Raw genomic sequence first — 21,210 nt, forward strand, 5'->3', positions numbered from 1 at the left:
AAATGACTATTCTGACCACCATGATACATACCGACAGCCCACACCGCGCCAGACTCGGCGTAGTCTTGTTTATGCTCGGCCTGGTGCTGGCCCCCTGGGTGGCCGGTGCCGCAGGCGGCAACTATTGGGTACGGGTGATCGATTTCGCACTGCTGTACCTGATGTTGGCACTGGGGCTGAACATCGTGGTCGGCCTCACTGGCCTGCTGGATATGGGGTTTATCGCTTTTTACGCGGTAGGTGCCTATCTGACCGCGCTGTTGTCATCCCCACATTTGACCGAACAGTTCCCGCTGCTATTGCACTGGTTCCCGAATGGCCTGCATCTGTCGATTCTGTTACTGATCCCCTTGGCTGCACTGCTGGCAGCGCTGTGCGGCATTTTGCTGGGGGCACCCACGCTGCGGCTTCGCGGTGACTATTTGGCCATCGTCACACTGGGTTTCGGCGAGATCGTGCGTATTCTAATGCGTAATCTGGATCGCCCCCTCAACATAACCAATGGCCCGAAGGGGATTTCCGGCATCGATCCCGTCTCATTGTTTGGCCTGACGTTTTCCGGCATGCACCAATGGTTTGGCCTGCGTTTTTCGTCGCTCTACCTCTATTACTATCTGTTCGCCGCATTGCTGTTGCTGATCCTGTTTATCTGTCTCCGCCTGCAACATTCGCGGGTTGGCCGCGCCTGGACCGCCATTCGCGAGGATGAAGACGCTGCACGCGCCATGGGCATCAATACGCGTAACTTCAAGCTGCTGGCATTTGCCATTGGTGCCACCTTTGGCGGTATTGCCGGGGCGCTGTTTGCCGCGTTTCAGGGGTTTGTCTCGCCAGAGTCCTTCACCTTGCAAGAGTCTATCGCCGTCTTGGCCATGGTGGTTTTAGGCGGAATGGGCCACATACCCGGCGTGATCCTCGGCGCTTTGTTACTGGCCGCGCTGCCAGAATTGCTGCGCAGTACCATGGGGCCACTGCAACAGGCGTTATTTGGGCAGGTGTGGATCGACCCGGAAATTATCCGCCAACTGTTTTACGGGCTGGCGTTGATTCTCGTGATGCTCTATCGCCCTGCGGGCTTGTGGCCGGCACGCCACCCACAAGGGGCAACGTCATGACGCCACTCCTCACGCTCAGTAACGTCAGTAAACGCTTTGGCGGGCTCACCGCTGTCGATGACGTCAGCATCAGTATTCGTCAGGGGGAGATTTACGGCCTGATTGGGCCGAACGGTGCAGGAAAAACCACCTGTTTTAACCTGATCACCGGCCTGTATCGCGCCGACAGCGGCGAATTCCGTTTACAGGATCGCCGCTACAAACCACAGGCCATAGATAAAGTGGCGCAAGCCGGTATTGCGCGTACCTTCCAGAATCTGCGGTTGTTCAATGAAATGAGCGTGTTGGAAAACGTGATGGTCGGCTGTCATCTGCGTACCCGCAATGGGCTCTGGGCGGCAATTTCACGCCACCGTCGCGCGCGGCAAGAAGAGCAGGCAACGCGGGAGAAGTCCTACGCGCTGCTGGAGTACGTCGGCATCAGTCAATTTGCCGATTACCGCGCCGGCGATTTGTCCTATGGCCATCAGCGTCGGTTGGAAATTGCCCGCGCATTGGCCACCGAACCCAAATTGCTGGCCCTGGACGAACCGGCGGCAGGCATGAATGCTGCCGAGAAAGTGGCGTTGCGCGATCTGCTGCAACGTATCCGCGAAAGCGGCAAAACCCTGCTGTTGATCGAACATGACGTCAAGCTGGTGATGGGATTGTGCGACCGCCTGACGGTACTCGACTACGGCAAAGTTATTGCCGAAGGCGAACCTGCTCAGGTACGACGCGAACCTGCCGTGATCCGTGCCTATCTGGGAGGGGCTGCTCATGTCTGAACCGTTACTGGCAGTCAAACAACTAAAAGTGTCCTACGGCGGTATTCATGCCGTTAAAGGCATCGATTTTTCGGTGAACAGCGGCGAACAGGTGACATTGATCGGTGCCAACGGTGCCGGAAAAACCTCCAGCCTGCGAGCACTAACGGGCCTGCAGCCCTTCGGGGGCGAGATCCTGTTTGAGGGACGCTCTATTCGCGGCGTACCGACACATCAGCTATTGCAACAAGGGCTGGTCATGGTGCCGGAAGGACGCGGTATTTTTGCCCGCATGACGGTACTGGAAAACTTGCAGCTCGGTAGTTATTTGCGACGTGACAAAGCAGCAGTACGTCAGGATATGGAACAGGTTTGCACCCTTTTCCCACGTCTGCGCGAACGGCTGCAACAGCAGGCCGGGCTGCTTTCCGGCGGCGAGCAGCAAATGGTGGCAATGGGCCGCGCCTTGCTCAGTCGCCCCCGGCTGTTGGTGTTGGATGAACCCTCGATGGGGTTGGCACCCATTGTGGTCGAAGCCATTTTTGAGGTCATCAAACGTCTTTCTGGTGACGGTGTCACGCTACTTTTAGTGGAACAAAATGCCCGGCTGGCGCTGGCATCAACCGACCGCGCCTATGTGCTGGACAGCGGCAGTGTGAGCCACTGTGGACGCTCTGCCGACATGTTGGATGATGAAAAAATCAAACAAGCCTATTTGGGTGAATAACCTTTTTATTTTTAATCACACCGGGAGCTATACATGAACAAGATAACTCGCTTGAAGCCGCTGGCACTTGCCGCCGCCGTTTTGGTTAGCCTGAGTGCGGCATCACCGGCTTTGGCCGATGAAACTATTCTGATCGGCCTGGCGGGTCCGTTGACGGGCCCTTCCGCGCGCATCGGCAAAGATTTGGAGAACGGCGCGCAGCTGGCGATCGCCGATGCCAATGCCCAAAAACCCACGCTGAAAGGCAAGCCGGTCATCTTTAAACTGCTGTCAGAGGACGATCAGTCCGACCCACGTACTGCGGTTGCCGTAGCCCAACGCTTGGTGGACGAAGGCGTCGCAGGTGTGGTGGGCCACTGGAACACCGGTACCAGCATACCGGCAGCACGCATTTACCACGATGCCGGCATTGCCCAGGTCGCGCCCGTCGCCACCGGCCACGGCTATACTCAACAAGGGTTCGATACCAGCTTCCGCGTGATGGGCCATGACGATGACGGTGGCAATTACGCGGGTGAATATGCGGCCAAGGTACTCAAGGCCAAGCGTATTGCGGTAATAGATGACCGTACCGCCTTCGGACAAGGGCTGGCAGATGAGTTTATCAAGTCACTGGCGGCGCAAGGAATTCAGCCGGTAGCGCGTGAATATGTCGACGACAAGACTGTCGATTTCAGTGCGGTATTAACCACCCTGCGCAGCAAGAACGCTGATCTGATCTTCTTCGGCGGTGTTGATTCTCAGGCCGCTCCTCTGGCCCGTCGCATCAAACAACTGGGGATGAATACCCAATTAATGGGTGCCGGTGGTTTTGTCAGCCAGACGTTCCTGACGCTGGCGCAAAAAGAAGGTGAAGGCGTCGTCGCACTGGAGCCCGGTTTGCCGCTGGAACAGATGCCAGGCGGCAAGGCCTTTGAGCAGGCCTACCGCGACCGCTACAAAACCCATATCGAACTGCATGCGCCGTTCGCCTACGACGCCACCCGGGTATTGATTACTGCCATGGAGCAAGCGGGGTCTGCCGATCCAGCCGATTACCTGCCGGCATTGCGCACCATTCATTATCAAGGTGTTACAGGCACCATTGCATTCGATTCGCAGGGCAACCTGCAACAGCCGAGCTTCACCCTTTATCGGGTCGTTGACGGCAAATGGCAGCCGCAGAGCGTACTGGGCGGCGCAAAAACACAATAAGAAATCCGCAAGGCAATGAGGAGCAAGGCGATGAGCGATGCAAAAAACGAATTGGGTATTCTGGCCCGGCGACGCATAGAGGCGGAAATCATTAAACCGATCTATCAGATTCTGGTGCGTGAGATAGGCAAGGAACGCGCACAGGCGGTGATCGGCGAAGCCATCGAAAACGCCGCCATTGAGGCGGGCAAAAACTTTGCTGCGCAGGAGCCCAATGGCGCCGATTTGCAGAGTTTCGCCGCCTTGCAGTACCTGTGGGAAAAAGACGATGCGCTGCAGGTAAAGGTGATCTATCAGGACGAACAACATTTCGACTATAACGTTACCCGCTGCCGCTATGCCGAGATGTACCATCAAATGGGATTGGGCGAAATCGGCCATTTGTTGTCTTGCGCGCGCGACAGCCAGTTTATCGTTGGCTATGCGCCGGATGTCGAGCTGCAACGTACCCAAACCATTATGTCCGGTGCGTCCTGCTGTGATTTCCGCTATGCGACCAAACCGCAGGGAGAGAAGGAATGACACAACGGGTGAATGGGGAGCGCCTGTGGCAAAGCCTGCGTGATATGGCACAGTTTGGCGCCATCCCGAAAGACGGCGTCACCCGGCTGGCGTTGAGCGAAGAAGATCGCCTGGCACGCGACCAGTTGCGTGACTGGGCACTGGAAGCCGGTTGCAGCGTGCGGGTCGATCGCATGGGTAATATGTTTCTGCGCCGTGAAGGTTCTCGCCCAGAACTGGCGCCGGTGATCACCGGTTCCCACGTTGACTCTCAACCCAACGGAGGACGTTTTGACGGCATTTATGGCGTGCTCGCCGGTCTGGAGGTGATCCGCACTCTCAACGATCGCCAGATCACCACGGAACGTGCCGTTGAGGTCGTCAACTGGACTAACGAGGAAGGCGCACGCTTCGCCCCGGCGATGATCTCCTCGGGGGTGTTTGCTGGCGTATTTGACCTGGCGTACGGCCTGTCGCGTCGCGACGATCAGGGTGTCAGCATCGGTGAGGCATTGCAGAAAATCGGTTATGCGGGTGAACATGCGGTAGGCGGAATGCCGATTCACGCCGCCTTTGAACTGCACATTGAGCAAGGGCCGATTCTTGAAGCAGAAAACATTGAGATTGGCGTGGTGACAACGGCGCAAGGGCAACGTTGGTATGAACTGGAAATCACCGGTTTTAGCGCCCATGCAGGTACCACACCGATGGATCGCCGTCGCGATGCCCTGCTCGGTTTTGCCGCCATGGTTATTGCCGTCAATAACATCGGTACGGATTTCATGCCCGACGCCCGCGCCACGGTGGGCATGGCACAAATTAGCCCCAATTCGCGCAATGTGGTACCCGGTAAGGTGTTTTTCAGCGTCGAATTCCGCCATCCGCAAGAGAGGGTACTGGAACAGATGGAACAGCGGCTGTTAGCGGCCGTAGCCGAGGTTGGTACCAAGGGTCTGAGCGCCCACGCCGAACGTATTTTCCAGTATCAACCGATACGCTTTGATCAAGGTTGCATCGACAGCATTCGGCAAGCCGCACGGTCACTGGGCTATTCCCACCGCGATATGGTTTCCGGCGCGGGTCATGACGCCTGCTACCTGAGCCGGGTTGCGCCGACGGCGATGATCTTCATTCCCTGCGTGGAAGGCATCAGCCACAACGAGCTGGAAAATATTTCCCGCGAATGGTCGACAGCCGGTGCCAACGTACTGCTTAACGCATTACTGGCGCAAACCCATGCCTGAACACATTGCCCCGGCCCTTCGGTCGGGGCAATAAAAAATATTCAACAAACTGGTTGAATATTCGCCTGCCTGTTCTATATTCAACCATATGGTTAAATTATCTTCCTCACAGCTGGACGCCATTTTCCGAGCGCTTTCTGATCCAACGCGTCGCGCGATACTGCGTACGTTGGCCGATGGAGAGCACAGCATTGGTGAACTGGCCGCGCCGTTGCAGATGTCGTTTGCCGGCGCCTCCAAGCATATCAAAGCACTGGAGCTTGCTGGGCTGGTGCAACGCACCGTGCAGGGAAGAAACCATATCTGCCGGCTTGAACCCGAGCCAATGGCACAAGCCATGCAATGGCTGCAAACCTACGAGCATTTCTGGACAGAGCGGCTGGATGCGCTGGAAATCGCGCTGCTGCAGCCCGAACCGAATCCTCCCAAGGAGTGAACCATGAACGACTACGGCATGATTATTGAAACCGGCACGCTGCGCATTCAGCGGCTGCTTCCCGGCCCGATCGAGCGAGTATGGGCCTATCTGACGGAATCCGACAAACGCGCCACCTGGCTGGCCGCCGGCGATATGAAACTGGAAAATGGTGCCCAGGTTGAGCTGGTGTTCCGCAATTCTGACCTCACCGGCGAGCATGAACAAACACCGGCCAAATATAAAAACCTTGGCTGCAGCGTCAGCAATATCGGTCACATCACCTGCCTTTTCCCCCCACGCCTGCTGAGCTTTACCTGGGCGGAACAAGGACAGAGTCGCCCTTCCGAAGTGACCTTTGAACTGACTGAACAGGGAAATGCCGTGCTGTTGACGGTGACCCATCGCCGCTTGGCTAACCGCGACGAAATGCTCAGCGTCGCCGGAGGCTGGCACACGCATTTGGATATCCTGGTCGATCGCCTGCACGATCGTCAGCCACAGCCGTTCTGGAGCACCCACGCCAAGTTGGAAGAAGAGTACCGGGCCAGACTCTAGTCAGCTTTCATCCCGGCGTCTGAACGCCAGATAGCCGGTCACCAGCGTAAAACCGCCGACCAGCAACACCAGCAAAATAAAGCCGTGGTGGTTGCTGGCCAGCGGGATCCCTCCCACGTTCATCCCGAAGAAACCCGCAACGATATTGATCGGCAGCGCCAACACGGTGATCACTGTCAGGGTATAGAGCGTACGGTTATTCTGTTCCATCTGCTTGGCGCCAATCTCCTCCTGCAACAGACGAATGCGCTCGGTAAGACTGGCGAGATCGTTCAACACCACGGTAAATTCTTCCGTGAATTGGCGCAGATCTTGTACCACGTCGCGGCTCAACCAGGCCGGTGGCCGGTTGAGCAAACGGAACAGCGCCGCAGGTTCCGGTGCCAGTAAACGCTGAAAACGCAGCAGCATACGGCGCATACGCCCCAGTTCTGTACGGTTTCGTTTAACGTGATTACTCAATAGGCGGTCTTCGATGGTATCGACATACTGGTTGGCCTGTCGCACCACTTGCTCAAGCACGTCCTCCTGTTCTTCCAGCAGATGCGCCAGCAGTTCGGTCGATGATGTCAGTTGTAGCGGCCCCAACCGGCTCAGCAGCCGTTCGATTAAACGCAGAGGCTTGTGCCGTACCGTGACCACCAGCCCGCTACGGCAATACAGCCATAACGTCGCGATCTCTGGATTGTTTTCTTTAGGGTGAAAAATCACGTCGTTGAGCACGGCAAACAGATCGTCGCCCTGACGTTCAATACGCGTGGTATGTGAACCATGACGGATCTCATCGAAGAAAAAGTCGGAAATAGCGAAGTGATTTTTCAGCCATTTCTCAGCGGCTGCATGGTTCAAATTGAGATGTAACCAGATAAAACCCTCACCCGGTGACAATGTCTGATAAGCCTGACAAGCCTGCTGCGATGAAACGCGTAGCGGCGGCTCTGCCGTGCGGAATACGTGGCCATAAATCAGCCCGGTGACCTCATCATCAAAATCAAGTTTGTGCAATTTTTCCGCAACCGTTTGAGCCATAAATCTTTATCCTGAATAACCACACCAATTAATAATCAGCTCCAGCATTTATATCAATCTTTAAATGCCAACGTTAATTATTTTCACTTTTCCCGATGATTAATATTACCGTCATAAAAAAGTCACATTGTTTCCCAATACTTTGATGGCAACAGCGTACGGCTCCGTCAGTATTCTAAATGAAGTTTATCGGGAAGGTCCTTTATGAGCGAAAACAGCGCCGTTCAAGCAGGTGCACCATCTGCATCCAGCCTGCCAAAAATCTACCAAAAGAACAGTCGACTCACTGTTCTTTTTTTTGTGTTTTTATTAGTACTGGGGATAGCTTTTGCCGGGGTTAATTTATTTAACGACGTGAGTGATGCGGGTGCGGTATATACCAGTTACCTCCCGTTCCTTTTATTAGGATTAGCGCTACTGATTGCATTGGGCTTTGAATTCGTTAATGGTTTTCATGATACGGCCAATGCCGTTGCCACGGTGATTTATACCCACTCATTGTCGCCGATGGTGGCGGTTGTTTGGTCAGGCTTCTTTAATTTTCTCGGCGTGCTGCTTTCCAGCGGCGTGGTGGCGTTCGGTATCATTTCGCTGCTGCCCGTCGAGCTGATCTTACAGGCTGGCACCGGTAACGGCTTCGCCATGGTTTATGCGCTGTTGTTCTCGGCGATTATCTGGAACCTCGGTACCTGGTGGCTCGGGTTACCTGCCTCGTCATCTCATACGCTGATTGGCTCAATCATCGGCGTTGGGGTGGCCAATGCGCTGATTCACGGCCGCACCGGCACCAGCGGCGTAGATTGGGGACAAGCAATCAAAGTGGGCTACGCTCTGTTGCTTTCGCCGGTGATCGGCTTTGTGTTTGCCGCATTATTGCTGCTGGCGCTGAAAGTCTTTGTCAAAAACCGCCAACTCTATACCGCCCCTAAAAACGACTCGCCGCCGCCGTTGTGGATCCGCGGTTTACTGATCCTGACCTGTACGGGGGTTTCCTTTGCTCATGGGTCCAACGATGGGCAAAAAGGAATGGGTTTGATCATGCTGATCCTGGTCGGCACCATGCCCATTGCCTATGCGCTCAACCGCTCAATGCCACCCGAGCAAATCCCGCGGGTCGCCGCACTGGCAGAAGTCACCAAAAACCAATTGCTGAGTCAGTTTCCGGCCGTCAACCAGGCACAACCGCGCGACGTGCTGACCGGCTATGTGCGGACCAGCGAACTCTCCCCCGACGTCGTGCCTGCACTGGCCCAATTGACCGGCGCCATTGGCGATCAAATCCGCCAGTACGGTTCGGTCGACAAGATCCCCGCTCAGGCCGTGTCTAATACCCGTAACGATATGTATCTGGCGTCGGAGGTCATTAAACACCTGAAGTCGGAAAAACAACTTCACCTATCCGCCGACTCGCAGCGCAATCTGGATGCCTTGAAAAGCGATCTGGATAGCGCCACCCGCTTTATTCCGTTCTGGGTCAAAGTGGTCGTGGCCATTGCCCTTGGGCTGGGCACCATGGTGGGCTGGCGACGTATCGTCGTGACCGTGGGCGAGAAGATCGGTAAAAGCCATCTCACCTATGCCCAGGGGGCCAGCGCCGAGCTGGTGGCGATGACTACCATCGGGGCTGCAGACATCTTTGGGCTGCCGGTTTCCACCACGCATGTGCTGTCATCCGGCATCGCCGGCACCATGGCAGCCAACCGCTCCGGTCTGCAAATGTCTACCCTGCGTAACCTGCTGATGGCCTGGGTCTTGACGTTACCGGCCTCGGTGCTGCTTTCCGCTGGGCTGTACTGGATTTTCAACCATTTCTAAAACCGGGCTAACACGGAGAATTAACCATGTCTATGCATGAATTTAACCGCGACGAGAGCTTCAACCAGCGCTTGCTGCAAGAATTTTACGACAGCTATGACGAAGAGCTGGAAATGGAGCTGGACGATCTGCGCTTTGACGATACCGAAGTGGACAGCGACTCGAAAAAGGCGTGGCGCAAACAGTACTTCCGCGAATTGCTGCGCTTACAGGGGGAACTGGTCAAACTGCAGGACTGGGTTATGCGTACCGGCCATCGGCTGGTGATCATTTTTGAAGGCCGTGACGCTGCGGGCAAAGGTGGGGTGATCAAACGCATCACTCAGCGCCTGAACCCGCGCACCTGCCGTGTGGCTGCACTGCCGGCCCCTAACGATCGCGAACGTACCCAGTGGTATTTCCAGCGTTTTATTGCCCATCTGCCGGCCGCAGGCGAAATGGTACTGTTCGATCGCAGCTGGTACAACCGTGCCGGGGTGGAGAAAGTGATGGGCTTTTGCAGCGACGAAGAATATGAAGAGTTCTTCCGCAGCGTGCCAGAGTTCGAGAAAATGCTGACGCGCAGTGGCATTCAGATAGTGAAATACTGGTTCTCAATCACCGACGACGAGCAAGAGTTGCGTTTTCTCAGCCGCATCCACGACCCATTGAAGCAATGGAAACTCAGCCCGATGGATCTGGAGAGTCGCCGCCGCTGGGAAGACTATACCGAGGCCAAAGAAGTCATGTTAGCACGCACTAACATTCCTGAAGCCCCCTGGTGGGTAGTTCAGGGTGTCGACAAGAAAAAGGCGCGGCTAAATTGCATCAGTCACCTGCTTGAGCAACTGCCCTATGAAGAAGCGGAGGGCAACGTGATCACCCTGCCACCACGCAAACGCAGCCCGGATTACAACCGTCATCCGGTTCCGGACACCATGGTGGTTCCAGAAGTGTATTGATGTCTATAGGGAGGCGGTACGCCGTCTCCCTGCGTTTTTCTCGCTACAATACCCCCCAAGATTCCTGACCCGTTGTATCAACACCCTATTTTCTCCACATTTGCTGTGCAGACTCTTTCTGATACTCATTCATCAGTCAGGATCATAGTTACGGTTGCCATGTCTTTATTTAATTCCACTGTTCGCGTTCACGCATGCCGCTTCGGCGCCATTTTGGTTCTTGCTCTGCTCTTCCTGCTGCCAGCCGCACAAGCCGCTGCGCCGCTGGCGCTGCACTCGACATCCGTGTTGGTCGTCAATCAACGAACCGGTAAAGTCCTGTATCAGAAGAAGGCTAACCGCGTGCAACCCATTGCCTCGCTGACCAAGTTGATGACAGCCATGGTTACGCTGGACAGCAAACGTCCACTGGGTAACAGAATGCAGGTCACGCCATCGGACCGCGATCTGTTAAAGAAAACCCACTCGCGCCTGACTATCGGCTCAACGCTCAGCCGCCGGGATATGTTGCACATCGCGTTGATGTCATCGGAAAACCGTGCCGCGTCGGCGCTGAGCCGCAACTACCCCGGCGGTCGTAAAGCCTTTGTGGCAAAAATGAACCAGAAAGCACGTGCCATCGGCATGAAGCATTCACACTTTTACGATCCGACCGGACTGACCCCAAGAAATGTCGCCAGTGCCAACGATCTGCTGAAAATGGTTAATCATGCCTACCGTTATCAGACCATTCGACGTTTTAGTACTGACAAACAGCAAATCGTACACCCTGGCCGAGGCCAGTTGGTTTATCGTAGCTCCAATGGGTTAATCAACAATCCCGCCTGGAAAATCCAGTTGCAAAAGACCGGGTTCACCGACGAAGCAGGCCATTGTCTGGTCATGCGGACCCTCATCAAAGGGCAGCCGGTGGTCATGATCCTGCTCGGTTCCCAGCAGCGCTACGGTCACTATAGCGACGCCATTCGCCTGAAAACCTGGCTGGAATCCTGATCCGATTCGGGCGCGCTAATGACGCGCCTTTTTCCGTTCTGCGCATATCTAAATTCGTTTTTTATCAATGGAATATCCTATCCCCAATCAGTATTACGTCCGGGGCATGCAGCATGGTATTTGTCATGAATAATTGATGATAAAGGAGCGGAAAAATGGCTTATGCCCTGAGCGTGTTGGAAAAAAGTCCGATAGCCGAAGGAGAAAGCGCTGCACAGGCGCTCACACGCACGCTGCACCTGGCGCAGCAGGCTGAAATTTGGGGTTACCGCCGTTTCTGGCTGGCAGAACATCACAACACTGCGCAACTTGCCTGCCCTTCGCCCGAAGTGCTGATTGCCTATTTGCTTGGGCAAACGTCACAGATCCGCATTGGCTCCGGCGGCGTCATGCTGCAACACTACAGTGCTTATAAAGTGGCGGAAAACTTCAATCTCTTGGCGACACTGGCGCCAGGCCGGGTTGATCTGGGGGTGGGCAAAGCGCCGGGGGGGCTGCCACTTTCGACCCAAGCGCTACAGGCCGCTCATGACCAACAGAATAAACCGGATTTTCCTCAGCAACTCGCGCAGCTCAATGCCTATCTGAATGATGACGCGCAACCGGGCCTGAGCGCCACGCCGCAGCCGTCACAACCGGCACAACGCTTTCTGCTGGGTGCCAGCGAAGAAAGTGCTCAGTTGGCTGCCGAACACGGCTGGGCCTTTGTCTTTGCTGCTCACCTCAATGGCAATCAGGACGACATTAAACGGGCGCTAGTCCATTACGCCACGCAAAGCGGTGGCCGCAACGCCCTGCTGGCTGTCGCGGTGATCGTCGCCGACAGTGCCGAACAGGCCAACGCACTGGCGTCAGGGATCCAGCAATACCGAGTACACGTAACCGGTGGCCAAAGCGTGACGGTCGGCAGCCTGGAACAGGCGGAGAGTTTTGTGCAACAAGCTGGCGCGACCGATTACCGCATTGAACCCCGCGAAAGCCATATCCTGCGGGGCACCGCTCAGCAAGTACGCCAGCAGCTGGACCAATTGCACCAGCAATATGGCGTGGAAGAGTTTGTGATTGATACCCCCATCACCCAGCCCGCCGCCCGTCTGGCCTCTTTACGGCTATTGGCGCAGGTTTGATTCCGGGGTTAGTTCACCAGAGTACCCGCACCGATAGCAACAACCAGATCCTGCGCCAGTGTTTCCAGCTGTGCTGGGATCAGGTTAGCCAAACTGACACGGATCGCCGGGCCGCTTTTCAGGCGGAACGGCTCACCGCTTTGTACTAACCATCCGCGCTGCGCCATGATTTGACTGGCTGCGGCCTCTGAACGTACCGGCAACCAAATATGGACGCCTTCGCCCGGCGGCAAGGGGATACCACTCAACGCATGTAACCGTTCCGTCAACGTATCGCGCCGTTGCTGATAGGCATGTTGCGCCCGCACCAGCAAACCATCGCGCTGCGCTTGCGCCCATAGTTTAACGGCAATCTGCTGCAAGATATGGCTGACCCAACGCTCGCGAATGTATTGATCCGCACGCATCGCTTGCAACAGTGGCGGCTTGCCGCAGGCCAGTGCAATACGCAGGTCCGGGCTGAGAAACTTACTCAAGGACAACACATACAAACCGTTATCCATGTCACAGGGCAAATACAAAGGCTGCTGTGACAACGGCCCCCAGAAATCGTCAACGATCGCCAAACACGCAGGATTGGCCGCTAAAAATTCACGCCAACTTTTGGCGCGAGCGGCGCTTAGCGACATGCCTGTCGGGTTCTGTGCTCGCGGCGTCAGTATCACCGCGCACCCTTGCGGGCCGGCCTCTTTCTCGGGCAAGCGGCACCCTTGATCGTCTATCGGCAAGGGCAGCGGTTTGAGGCGAAGATGCCGCAACAGCGTCAGTAATGGCGGCCAGCAAGGGTCTTCCACCCACACCGAGGCTCCCGGCGTAGCATGGCTACGCAGTGCCTTCTCAATGGCATCAAGCGCGCCGGAAAACACCGACATCTCACCTGACGATGCCCCTTGTTGGGTTAGCCATTCGCCTGCACGTTGACACAGCGCCGGCAAATCGCCGCTAACGTCATAGCCGTTCTGCTGTGGGAAGACATCTTCTGCACCGAGCGACAGGGCCGGTAACAGTGTGGCGTCCAGGTTGCCGCTGGCCAAATCACGCATACCTTCAGGCACTTGCCTGACATTTCGCGCAGCCATCAAGGGTTGCTCAAGCACTTGCGTCCCTGCACGGCCGCGGGTGGCGACCAAACCGGCATCTCGTAGCTTGGCGTAAGCACTGGCGACCGTATTGGGATTGACCCCCAATTCCACGGCCAGTTGGCGTACAGGTGGCAACAAATCACCCGGTTGCAAATCACCCTGCTTTATCTGCGTGCTGAACTGTTCAGCAATCTGGACAGCACTGCCGCCTTTTGCATACAATGAACCCATACATAAAACCTTTTTGTATTAGTTCAAACAAGATTACCTGTTTCGAACGTAAAAGTTAAGGGGTAAAGATGGAAAAACATTACGTACTCGATATTCAACATGACGGAAAAGCCTTCGCCCGTCTGCAGATGCTCACACCTTGGGCAGAGGCTCATCTGCAACAGGCGCAGGCGCTGTTTCCCGCCGAACAGGGTTATCAGTTACAGGTAAACCAGGTCAAAGAACGCCGGATAGTTTATCAAAGCGGTATCGGCGGCATCACAATTTTGGGCGATACCCTGGAACTTGCCCCTTACCCCAACACCACAGAGGGACAACAATGAAAAAAGTGGTCGCTATCAGACATGTCAATTTCGAAAATCTCGGTATTTTGGGTTCACTGCTTTCATTACGTGGCTATCAGATTGATTATTACGATGCCGGTCGTGACGACATCCGCGCCATTGATAATGAGGAAACCGATTTGTTGGTGGTGCTTGGCGGGCCGATCAGTGCCGCACAGCATTTTGCCGGCCAACAGCACTATCCATTTCTTAATGACGAGCTGGCGCTGGTCACACAGCGGTTGCAGCAAAAACGGCCTACACTCGGCATCTGCCTTGGTGCACAGGTGATGGCTAAGGCCTTGGGAGCTGATGTCATCTCGCTCGGCGTGAAAGAAATTGGCTTCGCCCCCCTGACCTTAACGACACATGAAGACTCCGTGCTGGCCCCCTTGGGCGCAACGCCAGTGCTGCACTGGCACGGCGACATGTTTATGATCCCGGAAGGGGCAACCTGTCTGGCAGGGACCGAGATTTGCCCTAATCAGGCATTCGAATACCAGGATTTTGCCCTTGGGCTACAGTTTCATTTGGAAGCCGATCATCGCGACATTGAACGCTGGCTGGTGGGCCATGCCTGTGAGTTGGGGTTGGCGGGGGTCATTCCGCAGCGTTTACGCCAGCAGGCCGCGCGTTACGGCACAGAGTTAGAACAACGCGCTCGGCAGGTGTTTGCACAGTGGCTGGATAAAATTGAACCAAGGAAGTCCTAGATGCATCAGATTTCTCAACTACAACCACCGCAGATTGATGTGATCAGCATTCAATCCCAAGTGGTGTACGGTAGCGTCGGCAACGGTATCGCCTACCGCACCTTACTGAAAAAAGGGCTGGAAGCCTTGCAGGTACCCAGCGTGCTCTTTGGTTGCCCGCCTTACTATGGCGCCCCCAGTGGAGGTGTCATTTCCGCGGAATGGTTCAGCGGTTTTCTGGAGGATTTGTTGACCCGCGGTGTCATGTTGCGCACCCGAGCCGTCATTGTTGGCTATCTGGGCGATGTCCGTCAGTGCCACATACTGGAAAACTGGTTACAGCGTGTACGCACTATCAATCCGCAGATAAAAATTTATATCGATCCGGTGATGGGCGATTATGGCGAAGGCATTTATGTCGATGAACGCATCGTCGGCTGCTACCGCTCCCCCTTCCTGACGTTAGCCAATGGTCTCACCCCTAACGGGTTCGAGCTGGAGCAACTGTGCGGGCACCCATTACTCAGCCGCGAACAAACCCAGCGTGCCGCAGGGGCATTGTTGAATGACACCACCGAGTGGGTGTTGGTAACCAGTGCGCCGGGGGTAGCAGAAAACGACGACGAAGTAGGGTTGCTGCTGGTCAGCCGCCACGAAGTGCAAAGCTATACCCACCCTAAAATCCAATCGAAGGTCAAAGGCACCGGGGATATGTTCACAGCTTTGCTCGTAAGCCACCTTCTACAGGGTAAAAACCTCAACGAGGCCATCGTCACGGCAAGTGGCGAGGTATGCGACGTGTTGGCAGAAGCGGAGCATTTTGGTTGGGAGGAAATTGGCAGTTTGCGTGCCTTGAAATAGGCCGGGGGTGACGGGGCAGCTGGCTGCCCCACTCGTCTGCCTAACGCTTTTTCTTTTTATTGAAGTCCAATTCGAATGCAAACACTGCGCTCTGAATTTTTCTTTCCATTGCCAAACCCAACTTCATAAAACGGCATGACAGGCGCGAAAAATGCACTAATTTGTCGTCGTCATCCAGCTCTTGATCTTCGTTGATCACCACCAGTTCCATATTGACCTTGAAGCTGCCGTAGCTGCCAAGATCCAATAACGCCTTTTTGAACTGAAAGCCAGGCTGAAGGTTTTCCGGCAATGGGCCATCCACGCGTAAACCGACGCCACCCGCAGAGAGATCGTGGATCCTCAGTTGGTACTCGCTGCCGTCGGCATATTCGCCGCTGCAGAGAAATTCACGCCAGTGTGGCGTCGTCACGCGGAACTGACGACGGCGCTGAATGTAGACCAGTTCCTTCGGCAATTGAGTTGAACATGCATTAACGCCCTGATGATGAGTGGTTTCCGCCTTACCGACAGAGAACTCGATCTTCGCATCATGGCTTTCGATCACAATGGTACATTCGCCGTCGACAACCGTCTCCGCCTCATCGCCACTGAACACGATGTTATCCGGCCCGACACTCAGCAACAGACTCTGAAACTGCTGTCGTTCATTGACAACTCGCAGTGGCGTGCGCTGTTTACAAATTTCGCGCAAAATCGCCAGCACTTCAAAGCGCTCCTGCTTGATAAACAATCCGTTATCATTTTGCTCCACTCGTCGCTCCTGACTCTTCCCAATGACGATTTACACATTCCTTACAGTTATCATCTCTGGGAATATTCCTAAAGTCAAATTTGCCAACGATGCCAAGCCTGTGGCAGCAGTCTGGCGAAGCGTTTTGTCCAGTTCTGCTGGCCTTGTTGATCGGCGATCAGATCCTGGCGGATCTCAATGCCGACATAGGGAAGCTGTCGCCGCTCTGCATGCACCGGCAGCGTGTAATCCGTGGCGTCGGTCATGGCGTAGGGTTCGTTGATCCCCACGTCCAAATCCCCTTCTTCTCGCAACAGTTCAGCCAACAGCAAGGCGAATTCCGGGTGGCGATTAAACAGCAGTCCCACCTGCCATGGCCGCGCACTCCCTTTAAATACCGGCGTGAAACTGTGCATCGCAATAACCGCCGTTGGTAAACCGGCACGTTGACGCTCGTCCAAGGTATCGGCAATGGTGCGGTGATAAGGCAGAAAAATCTCATGCTCACGGGCTAAACTTTGTTCAGCATGAATACCGACATTGCCGGGAATTGGCGTCAGTTCGGACACCTGCGGTATCGAGCTGGCAATGCCGGGCGTACGGTTACAGTCAATCACTAATCGTGAGTAACGCTGGTGAATCAGTGTGGTATCCAGTTGGCGGCTGAGGTGACGTGAAACGCCTAGTGCGCCAATGTCCCAACCGATATGGCGGTCAATCTCCCCCGCCGGCAAGCCCAGATCACCCAAACGTTGGGGGATTGCCTGGCCTGCGTGATCGCACAGCAATAAAAAGGGAGCGATACCCTTTGCTGTTTCAACCGCCACGGCGGCGGGGTCATCCAGGGTTAATAAAGACGGGACAAACGACTGTGGCATGAAAGACTCCGACGCTGGAACAAAGCCTTATCTTAGGCTATATCCCACCGCCGGCGCCAAGGCTCGGATTAGATCAAAAATGCATGAATGAGAAGCTAATCATTCTATGCACGCATCCTGGGGCTGATGTACCGCAATGTAACGCTGGAAACGCGCCGGTTTAAGCCGGGTCAGATCGACCAATACCAGACCATCAATGCAGTTATTGAATGCCGGGTCGGTACCAAAATCAATAAACTGTACCCCGCCCGGTTCACACAGCTCGGTATATTGCTTGTATAGCGTTGGGATAGAGCAACCAATGTTGCTCAGCAGGCTTTTCAGTCTGACCAGGTCTTCCTGATAGTTATCGCCGGCAAACTGCGCCAACACCTGCGGCAATGAGGCAGGATAAGGTTGACGAGACTGCGCCAACGCATGATTGGGCGAGAAGTACAATCGGTAGAAGGCAATCAACAGGTCACGCGCCGTTACCGGCATACCGCCGGAAATGGAAACCGGGCCAAAGAGATAGCGGTACTGTGGGTATTTTGCCAGGTAAGCGCCAATGCCAAGCCACAGATAGTCCAGCCCGCGCTTGCCCCAATAGGCCGGCTGAATGAAGCTGCGGCCCAACTCAATGCCCTGCGCCAGTATGGGTGCCATATCGCGGTCATAATGGAAGAGGCTGTTACTGTAGATGCTTTCCAGCCCTTTGCGTTCTAGCTGCTCGGCGGTTGGAATAAAACGGTAAGCACCGACGATTTCCAACTCGTCCGCGTCCCACAACACCAAGTGGAAATAGTCGTCGTCATAGCTATCCAAATCCCGACGACGTCCCGACCCTTCACCAACGGCCCGGAAGGCGATTTCACGCAGCCGACCCAGTTCACGCAGGATGGGCGTACGCGCCTCATCCTGACGGCGATACAGGAAGATCTCTTTGCCGTCCGGCGTTACCCCTAACCGCTCACAGTTTGCCAGCGCCTTTTTCAGTTCCAACCGGTCTTCCGGCAAGGCAATCGGCGATTCACTGGCAAACAGTCCTTCTTTCCCCTGACCCAGTCGGTATACGTGACGACGGAAGCGTTCCGCCAGATCTTTAGCACTGGTGTGCCCATCGTGCCAGTTGGCGAACGGGATACGCCCTCCAACACGGATTTTGATACGACCCCCTTGCTGTTGGAACATTTCCCGCACCAGCAAGAGCGTCGACAGAGGGCGATAAACCATCGACGTGAAATAAAACAGGTTGCTGTTACGCGCACTGATGTGAATGGGCACAATAGGCGCACGTGCCTTGGCCGCCAGGCGCAAGAAGCCGGTATGCCAGTGACCATCACGTATGCCTTTCGGGCTCATACGTGATACCTCTCCGGCGGGGAACAGGATCAATGCGCCCTGTTTATCCAGCTGCGCCTGCATGCCTTCAATTTGCTTGCGGCTGGTCTTATACCCCACATTGTCAACCGGCACGAACAGGCTGCGCAGCGGTTCAATGTAGGTCAACAATTGGCTGGCGACCACTTTGACATCCGGACGTACCGCCGCCACCGCACGCAGCAGCACCAGCCCATCAAGCGAGCCGATCGGATGGTTCGCGACTAACACCACCGGGCCTTGACTGGGAATATTTTCCAGATCGCCATCCACTAATTCACAACTGAGGTTGAAGTAGTCCACCACCTGCTCGATCAAATCCAGCCCTTTAAGGTGTGGATAGTCGGCGGCAAACTGTTTGAACTCTTTTTCGAAGAGTAATGATCTCAGCAGGCTACGCTGCCAGGCAGGGGTTTTGCGGTGTGGAAATGCATCATGCAACAGAGAGTCCAAGCTAAACATCGCGTTATCTCCTGGCTTAGTCGCTGCAAACTTAAGCCAGCGCTATGACCCTAACATGTCAGTATCATGACAAAAAAATGAAATCCCTCGACCTATCAGGTATAGCAAATAATTGAAAACTTGGTGGCAAGGGTGTGTCCCTCGCCACCTGCGTCGCATTTTCTGCCGCTCCCTACAGCAAGGCTTCGATACGTTTGTTGACCGCTTCGCGTAATCGCAGCAGTGGATCCGCCTGATGCGGGTAGTGTTTAAAGGTGATGCGCATCCCCAATTCCTGTTCAATCAGCGCCTCTACCGCTGCACGATCGGTCAGGCTTTCCAACAGTTGCAGAGCGCGCATGTCCTGCAACCCTTGATGCAACACCCGCAGGCGTAACGACTCCACGGGCTCCCGATTATCGCCGGGATAGACCACAAAGGCATCGCCAGACGGAAACGCGTTCCGGCAGTCCGTCACGGCATAGGGATCGAGTTTTTCTCGTGAATGGCCGCTGTTATAGAAGTTGAAGCCCCAATGCAGAAAACCCGTGATGTCGTACAAATAAAGCTGGATACCCAAAATACGGTTGCGTGCCGAGGGCTGGGCGAAGAAACGGTTGGCTACCTCCTTTTTTTGTACGCAGCAGTAATAAGCCCATAACCCCGGCACCCGGTTTTCAATAAAAGGTTCTATATGATCGGTCGCCGCAACCGGTGTCTCCACCAACCCCTGCTGGTAAAACGCATAGTCTGACAGGGCATCAAACGTACGGAATCCCGCCAGTAGTGGACGTAACGTCATACTGGCGCGTTGGTAAGCGGCGATGTTTTCCAGCGTCGGTTCGTCAGAAATATGGAACCACACGCGCTGCTGCAACTGCCTATCGCGGAACCAGCCAGTCAGCGCCGGCAACAACGCCTGCAGGAACTGTTGATACTCTTGCGCATGTGCGTCGGTATGCCAGCCAAACAACGGACGCAGTTGCCCTTCAACCTCCACCATAATTTTCGGCGCATGCGCGGCACCCCATTGGGTAAACAACGGCGCAATCTCAAAGTGTTCAATACCTTCCTCCTGAGCCAGGTCTACCCACTGGGCCAGGCGTTGGAAATCAAACCGATACCCTTGTGTTGACTGCTGCACCCCCACCAGTTGCACGGTGGTTCGTTCCCCACCGATGGCGGTATCCAGCGGTGGCGTGAAGATTGGCGTCAACAGCATGTTGACCCCACTGTTGACGGCGCTGCGGACAAAATTACGCACCGCCAGCCAGTATTCGGGGCTGAATACCTCGAGACGGTAATAGTCCGCCAGGCAATCAGAATGCAGCCATTCGGTGTGCAACAGGGTTTGCGGGGGCAGCACCTCGGGGACGATATGCAGCGTCAGCGTCGCGCTGGCCAGCACTTCATCAGTCGCAACATCAGACAGCGTGAGGGTTAACGGAGAGTCCCCACCGGCAACCGGCGTCGACGGTGGCGTAAAGGTCAGCCACAGGCTGCCATAATAATGGGTGGCGGCAAAGAAACGACAATCGGTCACCGGGGCCAACGGATCGGGAAATAACCCCGGTTCAGTCCGCAGGTAGTTCTCATCGGTCTCGGCATAACAGGGAAAATGACTGGGCACAGACTGAACCTGACGCACGCTGATATACTCTGCCAGCGGCCCTTCGAGGCGGTACCTTAATTCTCGCCGCGTTTCATTACCCGTCGGATGTAAACAATAGACCCCTTGCCAGGAAACTATTTCGTTACTCAGCCCACTGAGTGTATTTATCTGTGAAATCTGTGGTGCATTGCGGCTATGAAATACTTTTTCCAGACAATGGGTAAAGGTTAATGAAAGGCGCATAACATTAATCTCTCTTTAATTGTTAAATACCGATGAGTGATTTTCAGGCTAAACCCTTTTATCGCAGCAAACAATAGCGGCAATCAAAAATCGATGACAAGCCTGTTCAGGCGTTGCGATATACAATTTTTTTGTTTATTTGCATCACAAAAATGAAAGATAGCCAAGCCTGCACAATAATAATGTTTTTAATCCCCATTATGGTGCAAGGGTTATCACTTATTCCTATGACCGCCACAGTCCGTAAATGGCGTGCGGCAGGGCTAAAATCACCCCAAAAGGTTAATGACTTGTAAACGAATGGCGCTTTCGGTTTGACCCTAAACCCTTTCGATCTTAACAACAACGAA

General features: G+C 54.9%; 21 protein-coding genes. 15 read left to right on the top strand and 6 right to left on the bottom strand.

Features of this window, described 5'->3' with window-relative positions:
- Window positions 1-2: 2 nt before the first annotated feature.
- The 8 genes from AC2FC2_RS12135 (at window position 3) to AC2FC2_RS12170 (ending at window position 6,500) form a co-directional block, all read left to right on the top strand.
- A complete protein-coding gene (locus AC2FC2_RS12135; RefSeq protein WP_265553362.1) occupies window positions 3-1,115 on the top strand; it encodes an ABC transporter permease subunit in 1,113 nt (370 codons plus the stop codon).
- Complete coding sequence (locus tag AC2FC2_RS12140) at window positions 1,112-1,882, top strand: ABC transporter ATP-binding protein (RefSeq protein WP_209633610.1); 771 nt, start codon at window positions 1,112-1,114, stop codon at window positions 1,880-1,882. The genes AC2FC2_RS12135 and AC2FC2_RS12140 overlap by 4 nt, the downstream gene beginning before the upstream one ends.
- On the top strand, window positions 1,875-2,588 hold the full coding sequence (locus tag AC2FC2_RS12145) for an ABC transporter ATP-binding protein (RefSeq protein ID WP_209633612.1): 714 nt from the start codon (window positions 1,875-1,877) through the stop codon (window positions 2,586-2,588). The genes AC2FC2_RS12140 and AC2FC2_RS12145 overlap by 8 nt, the downstream gene beginning before the upstream one ends.
- Before the next feature lie 33 nt (window positions 2,589-2,621).
- The gene (locus tag AC2FC2_RS12150; protein WP_490659295.1) at window positions 2,622-3,782 is read left to right on the top strand and encodes a branched-chain amino acid ABC transporter substrate-binding protein; all 1,161 of its coding nucleotides are present in this window, start codon (window positions 2,622-2,624) and stop codon (window positions 3,780-3,782) included.
- A gap of 30 nt (window positions 3,783-3,812) precedes the next feature.
- Entirely contained in the window at window positions 3,813-4,304 is a 492-nt protein-coding gene (locus tag AC2FC2_RS12155; RefSeq protein WP_209633615.1) for an L-2-amino-thiazoline-4-carboxylic acid hydrolase, read from the top strand.
- The gene (locus tag AC2FC2_RS12160) at window positions 4,301-5,527 is read left to right on the top strand and encodes a Zn-dependent hydrolase (protein WP_490659296.1); all 1,227 of its coding nucleotides are present in this window, start codon (window positions 4,301-4,303) and stop codon (window positions 5,525-5,527) included. Before AC2FC2_RS12155 ends, AC2FC2_RS12160 begins: the two co-directional genes overlap by 4 nt.
- Window positions 5,528-5,615: 88 nt before the next feature.
- On the top strand, window positions 5,616-5,963 hold the full coding sequence (locus tag AC2FC2_RS12165) for an ArsR/SmtB family transcription factor (RefSeq protein WP_209633619.1): 348 nt from the start codon (window positions 5,616-5,618) through the stop codon (window positions 5,961-5,963).
- A 3-nt stretch (window positions 5,964-5,966) separates the two neighbouring features.
- Window positions 5,967-6,500, top strand: coding sequence for an SRPBCC family protein (locus AC2FC2_RS12170; protein ID WP_209633621.1), 534 nt, complete (start codon window positions 5,967-5,969; stop codon window positions 6,498-6,500).
- Here AC2FC2_RS12170 and AC2FC2_RS12175 read toward each other — a convergent pair whose 3' ends face one another.
- The gene (locus AC2FC2_RS12175; protein WP_209633623.1) at window positions 6,501-7,529 is read right to left on the bottom strand and encodes a transporter; all 1,029 of its coding nucleotides are present in this window, start codon (window positions 7,527-7,529) and stop codon (window positions 6,501-6,503) included.
- A gap of 204 nt (window positions 7,530-7,733) precedes the next feature.
- Between AC2FC2_RS12175 and AC2FC2_RS12180 the strand changes: the two genes are divergently transcribed.
- The 4 genes from AC2FC2_RS12180 (at window position 7,734) to AC2FC2_RS12195 (ending at window position 12,405) form a co-directional block, all read left to right on the top strand.
- On the top strand, window positions 7,734-9,344 hold the full coding sequence (locus AC2FC2_RS12180) for an inorganic phosphate transporter (protein WP_209633625.1): 1,611 nt from the start codon (window positions 7,734-7,736) through the stop codon (window positions 9,342-9,344).
- Between the two features lie 26 nt (window positions 9,345-9,370).
- Entirely contained in the window at window positions 9,371-10,285 is a 915-nt protein-coding gene (gene ppk2, locus AC2FC2_RS12185) for a polyphosphate kinase 2 (RefSeq protein WP_209633627.1), read from the top strand.
- Window positions 10,286-10,444: 159 nt separating this feature from the next.
- Window positions 10,445-11,278, top strand: coding sequence for a D-alanyl-D-alanine endopeptidase (gene pbpG, locus AC2FC2_RS12190; RefSeq protein WP_209633629.1), 834 nt, complete (start codon window positions 10,445-10,447; stop codon window positions 11,276-11,278).
- Window positions 11,279-11,433: 155 nt separating this feature from the next.
- Window positions 11,434-12,405 (top strand): LLM class flavin-dependent oxidoreductase, encoded by a 972-nt coding sequence (locus AC2FC2_RS12195; protein ID WP_209633632.1) that lies wholly within the window; start codon window positions 11,434-11,436, stop codon window positions 12,403-12,405.
- An 8-nt stretch (window positions 12,406-12,413) separates the two neighbouring features.
- Here the strand turns inward: AC2FC2_RS12195 and AC2FC2_RS12200 are convergent, their stop codons facing one another.
- Window positions 12,414-13,718 (bottom strand): aminotransferase class I/II-fold pyridoxal phosphate-dependent enzyme, encoded by a 1,305-nt coding sequence (locus AC2FC2_RS12200; protein ID WP_209633633.1) that lies wholly within the window; start codon window positions 13,716-13,718, stop codon window positions 12,414-12,416.
- 68 nt (window positions 13,719-13,786) lie between these two features.
- Between AC2FC2_RS12200 and AC2FC2_RS12205 the strand changes: the two genes are divergently transcribed.
- From AC2FC2_RS12205 to AC2FC2_RS12215, 3 genes are read left to right on the top strand one after another with little or no spacing between them, the layout of a single operon-like run.
- Complete coding sequence (locus AC2FC2_RS12205; protein WP_209633635.1) at window positions 13,787-14,041, top strand: hypothetical protein; 255 nt, start codon at window positions 13,787-13,789, stop codon at window positions 14,039-14,041.
- Window positions 14,038-14,754 carry a glutamine amidotransferase gene (locus AC2FC2_RS12210; RefSeq protein WP_490659297.1) on the top strand — a complete coding sequence of 239 codons (717 nt, stop codon included), beginning with the start codon at window positions 14,038-14,040 and terminating at the stop codon, window positions 14,752-14,754. The genes AC2FC2_RS12205 and AC2FC2_RS12210 overlap by 4 nt, the downstream gene beginning before the upstream one ends.
- Window positions 14,755-15,594 carry a PfkB family carbohydrate kinase gene (locus AC2FC2_RS12215; RefSeq protein WP_490307451.1) on the top strand — a complete coding sequence of 280 codons (840 nt, stop codon included), beginning with the start codon at window positions 14,755-14,757 and terminating at the stop codon, window positions 15,592-15,594. It abuts the gene before it with no gap.
- Window positions 15,595-15,634: 40 nt separating this feature from the next.
- Here the strand turns inward: AC2FC2_RS12215 and AC2FC2_RS12220 are convergent, their stop codons facing one another.
- The 4 genes from AC2FC2_RS12220 to AC2FC2_RS12235 form a co-directional block, all read right to left on the bottom strand.
- Window positions 15,635-16,348: a flagellar brake protein gene (locus AC2FC2_RS12220; protein WP_209633641.1), complete on the bottom strand. Its 714-nt coding sequence runs from the start codon at window positions 16,346-16,348 to the stop codon at window positions 15,635-15,637.
- 74 nt (window positions 16,349-16,422) lie between these two features.
- Window positions 16,423-17,205: an N-formylglutamate amidohydrolase gene (locus tag AC2FC2_RS12225; protein WP_490659298.1), complete on the bottom strand. Its 783-nt coding sequence runs from the start codon at window positions 17,203-17,205 to the stop codon at window positions 16,423-16,425.
- 99 nt (window positions 17,206-17,304) lie between these two features.
- Window positions 17,305-19,026, bottom strand: coding sequence for an ornithine lipid synthase OlsF (olsF, locus tag AC2FC2_RS12230; protein ID WP_490659299.1), 1,722 nt, complete (start codon window positions 19,024-19,026; stop codon window positions 17,305-17,307).
- Window positions 19,027-19,198: 172 nt separating this feature from the next.
- Entirely contained in the window at window positions 19,199-20,860 is a 1,662-nt protein-coding gene (locus tag AC2FC2_RS12235) for a DUF4091 domain-containing protein (RefSeq protein ID WP_490659300.1), read from the bottom strand.
- Between the last annotated feature and the right edge of the window lie 350 nt (window positions 20,861-21,210).

It is taken from the genome of Serratia sp. CoH_122_TC_1 (genome assembly GCF_058191755.1).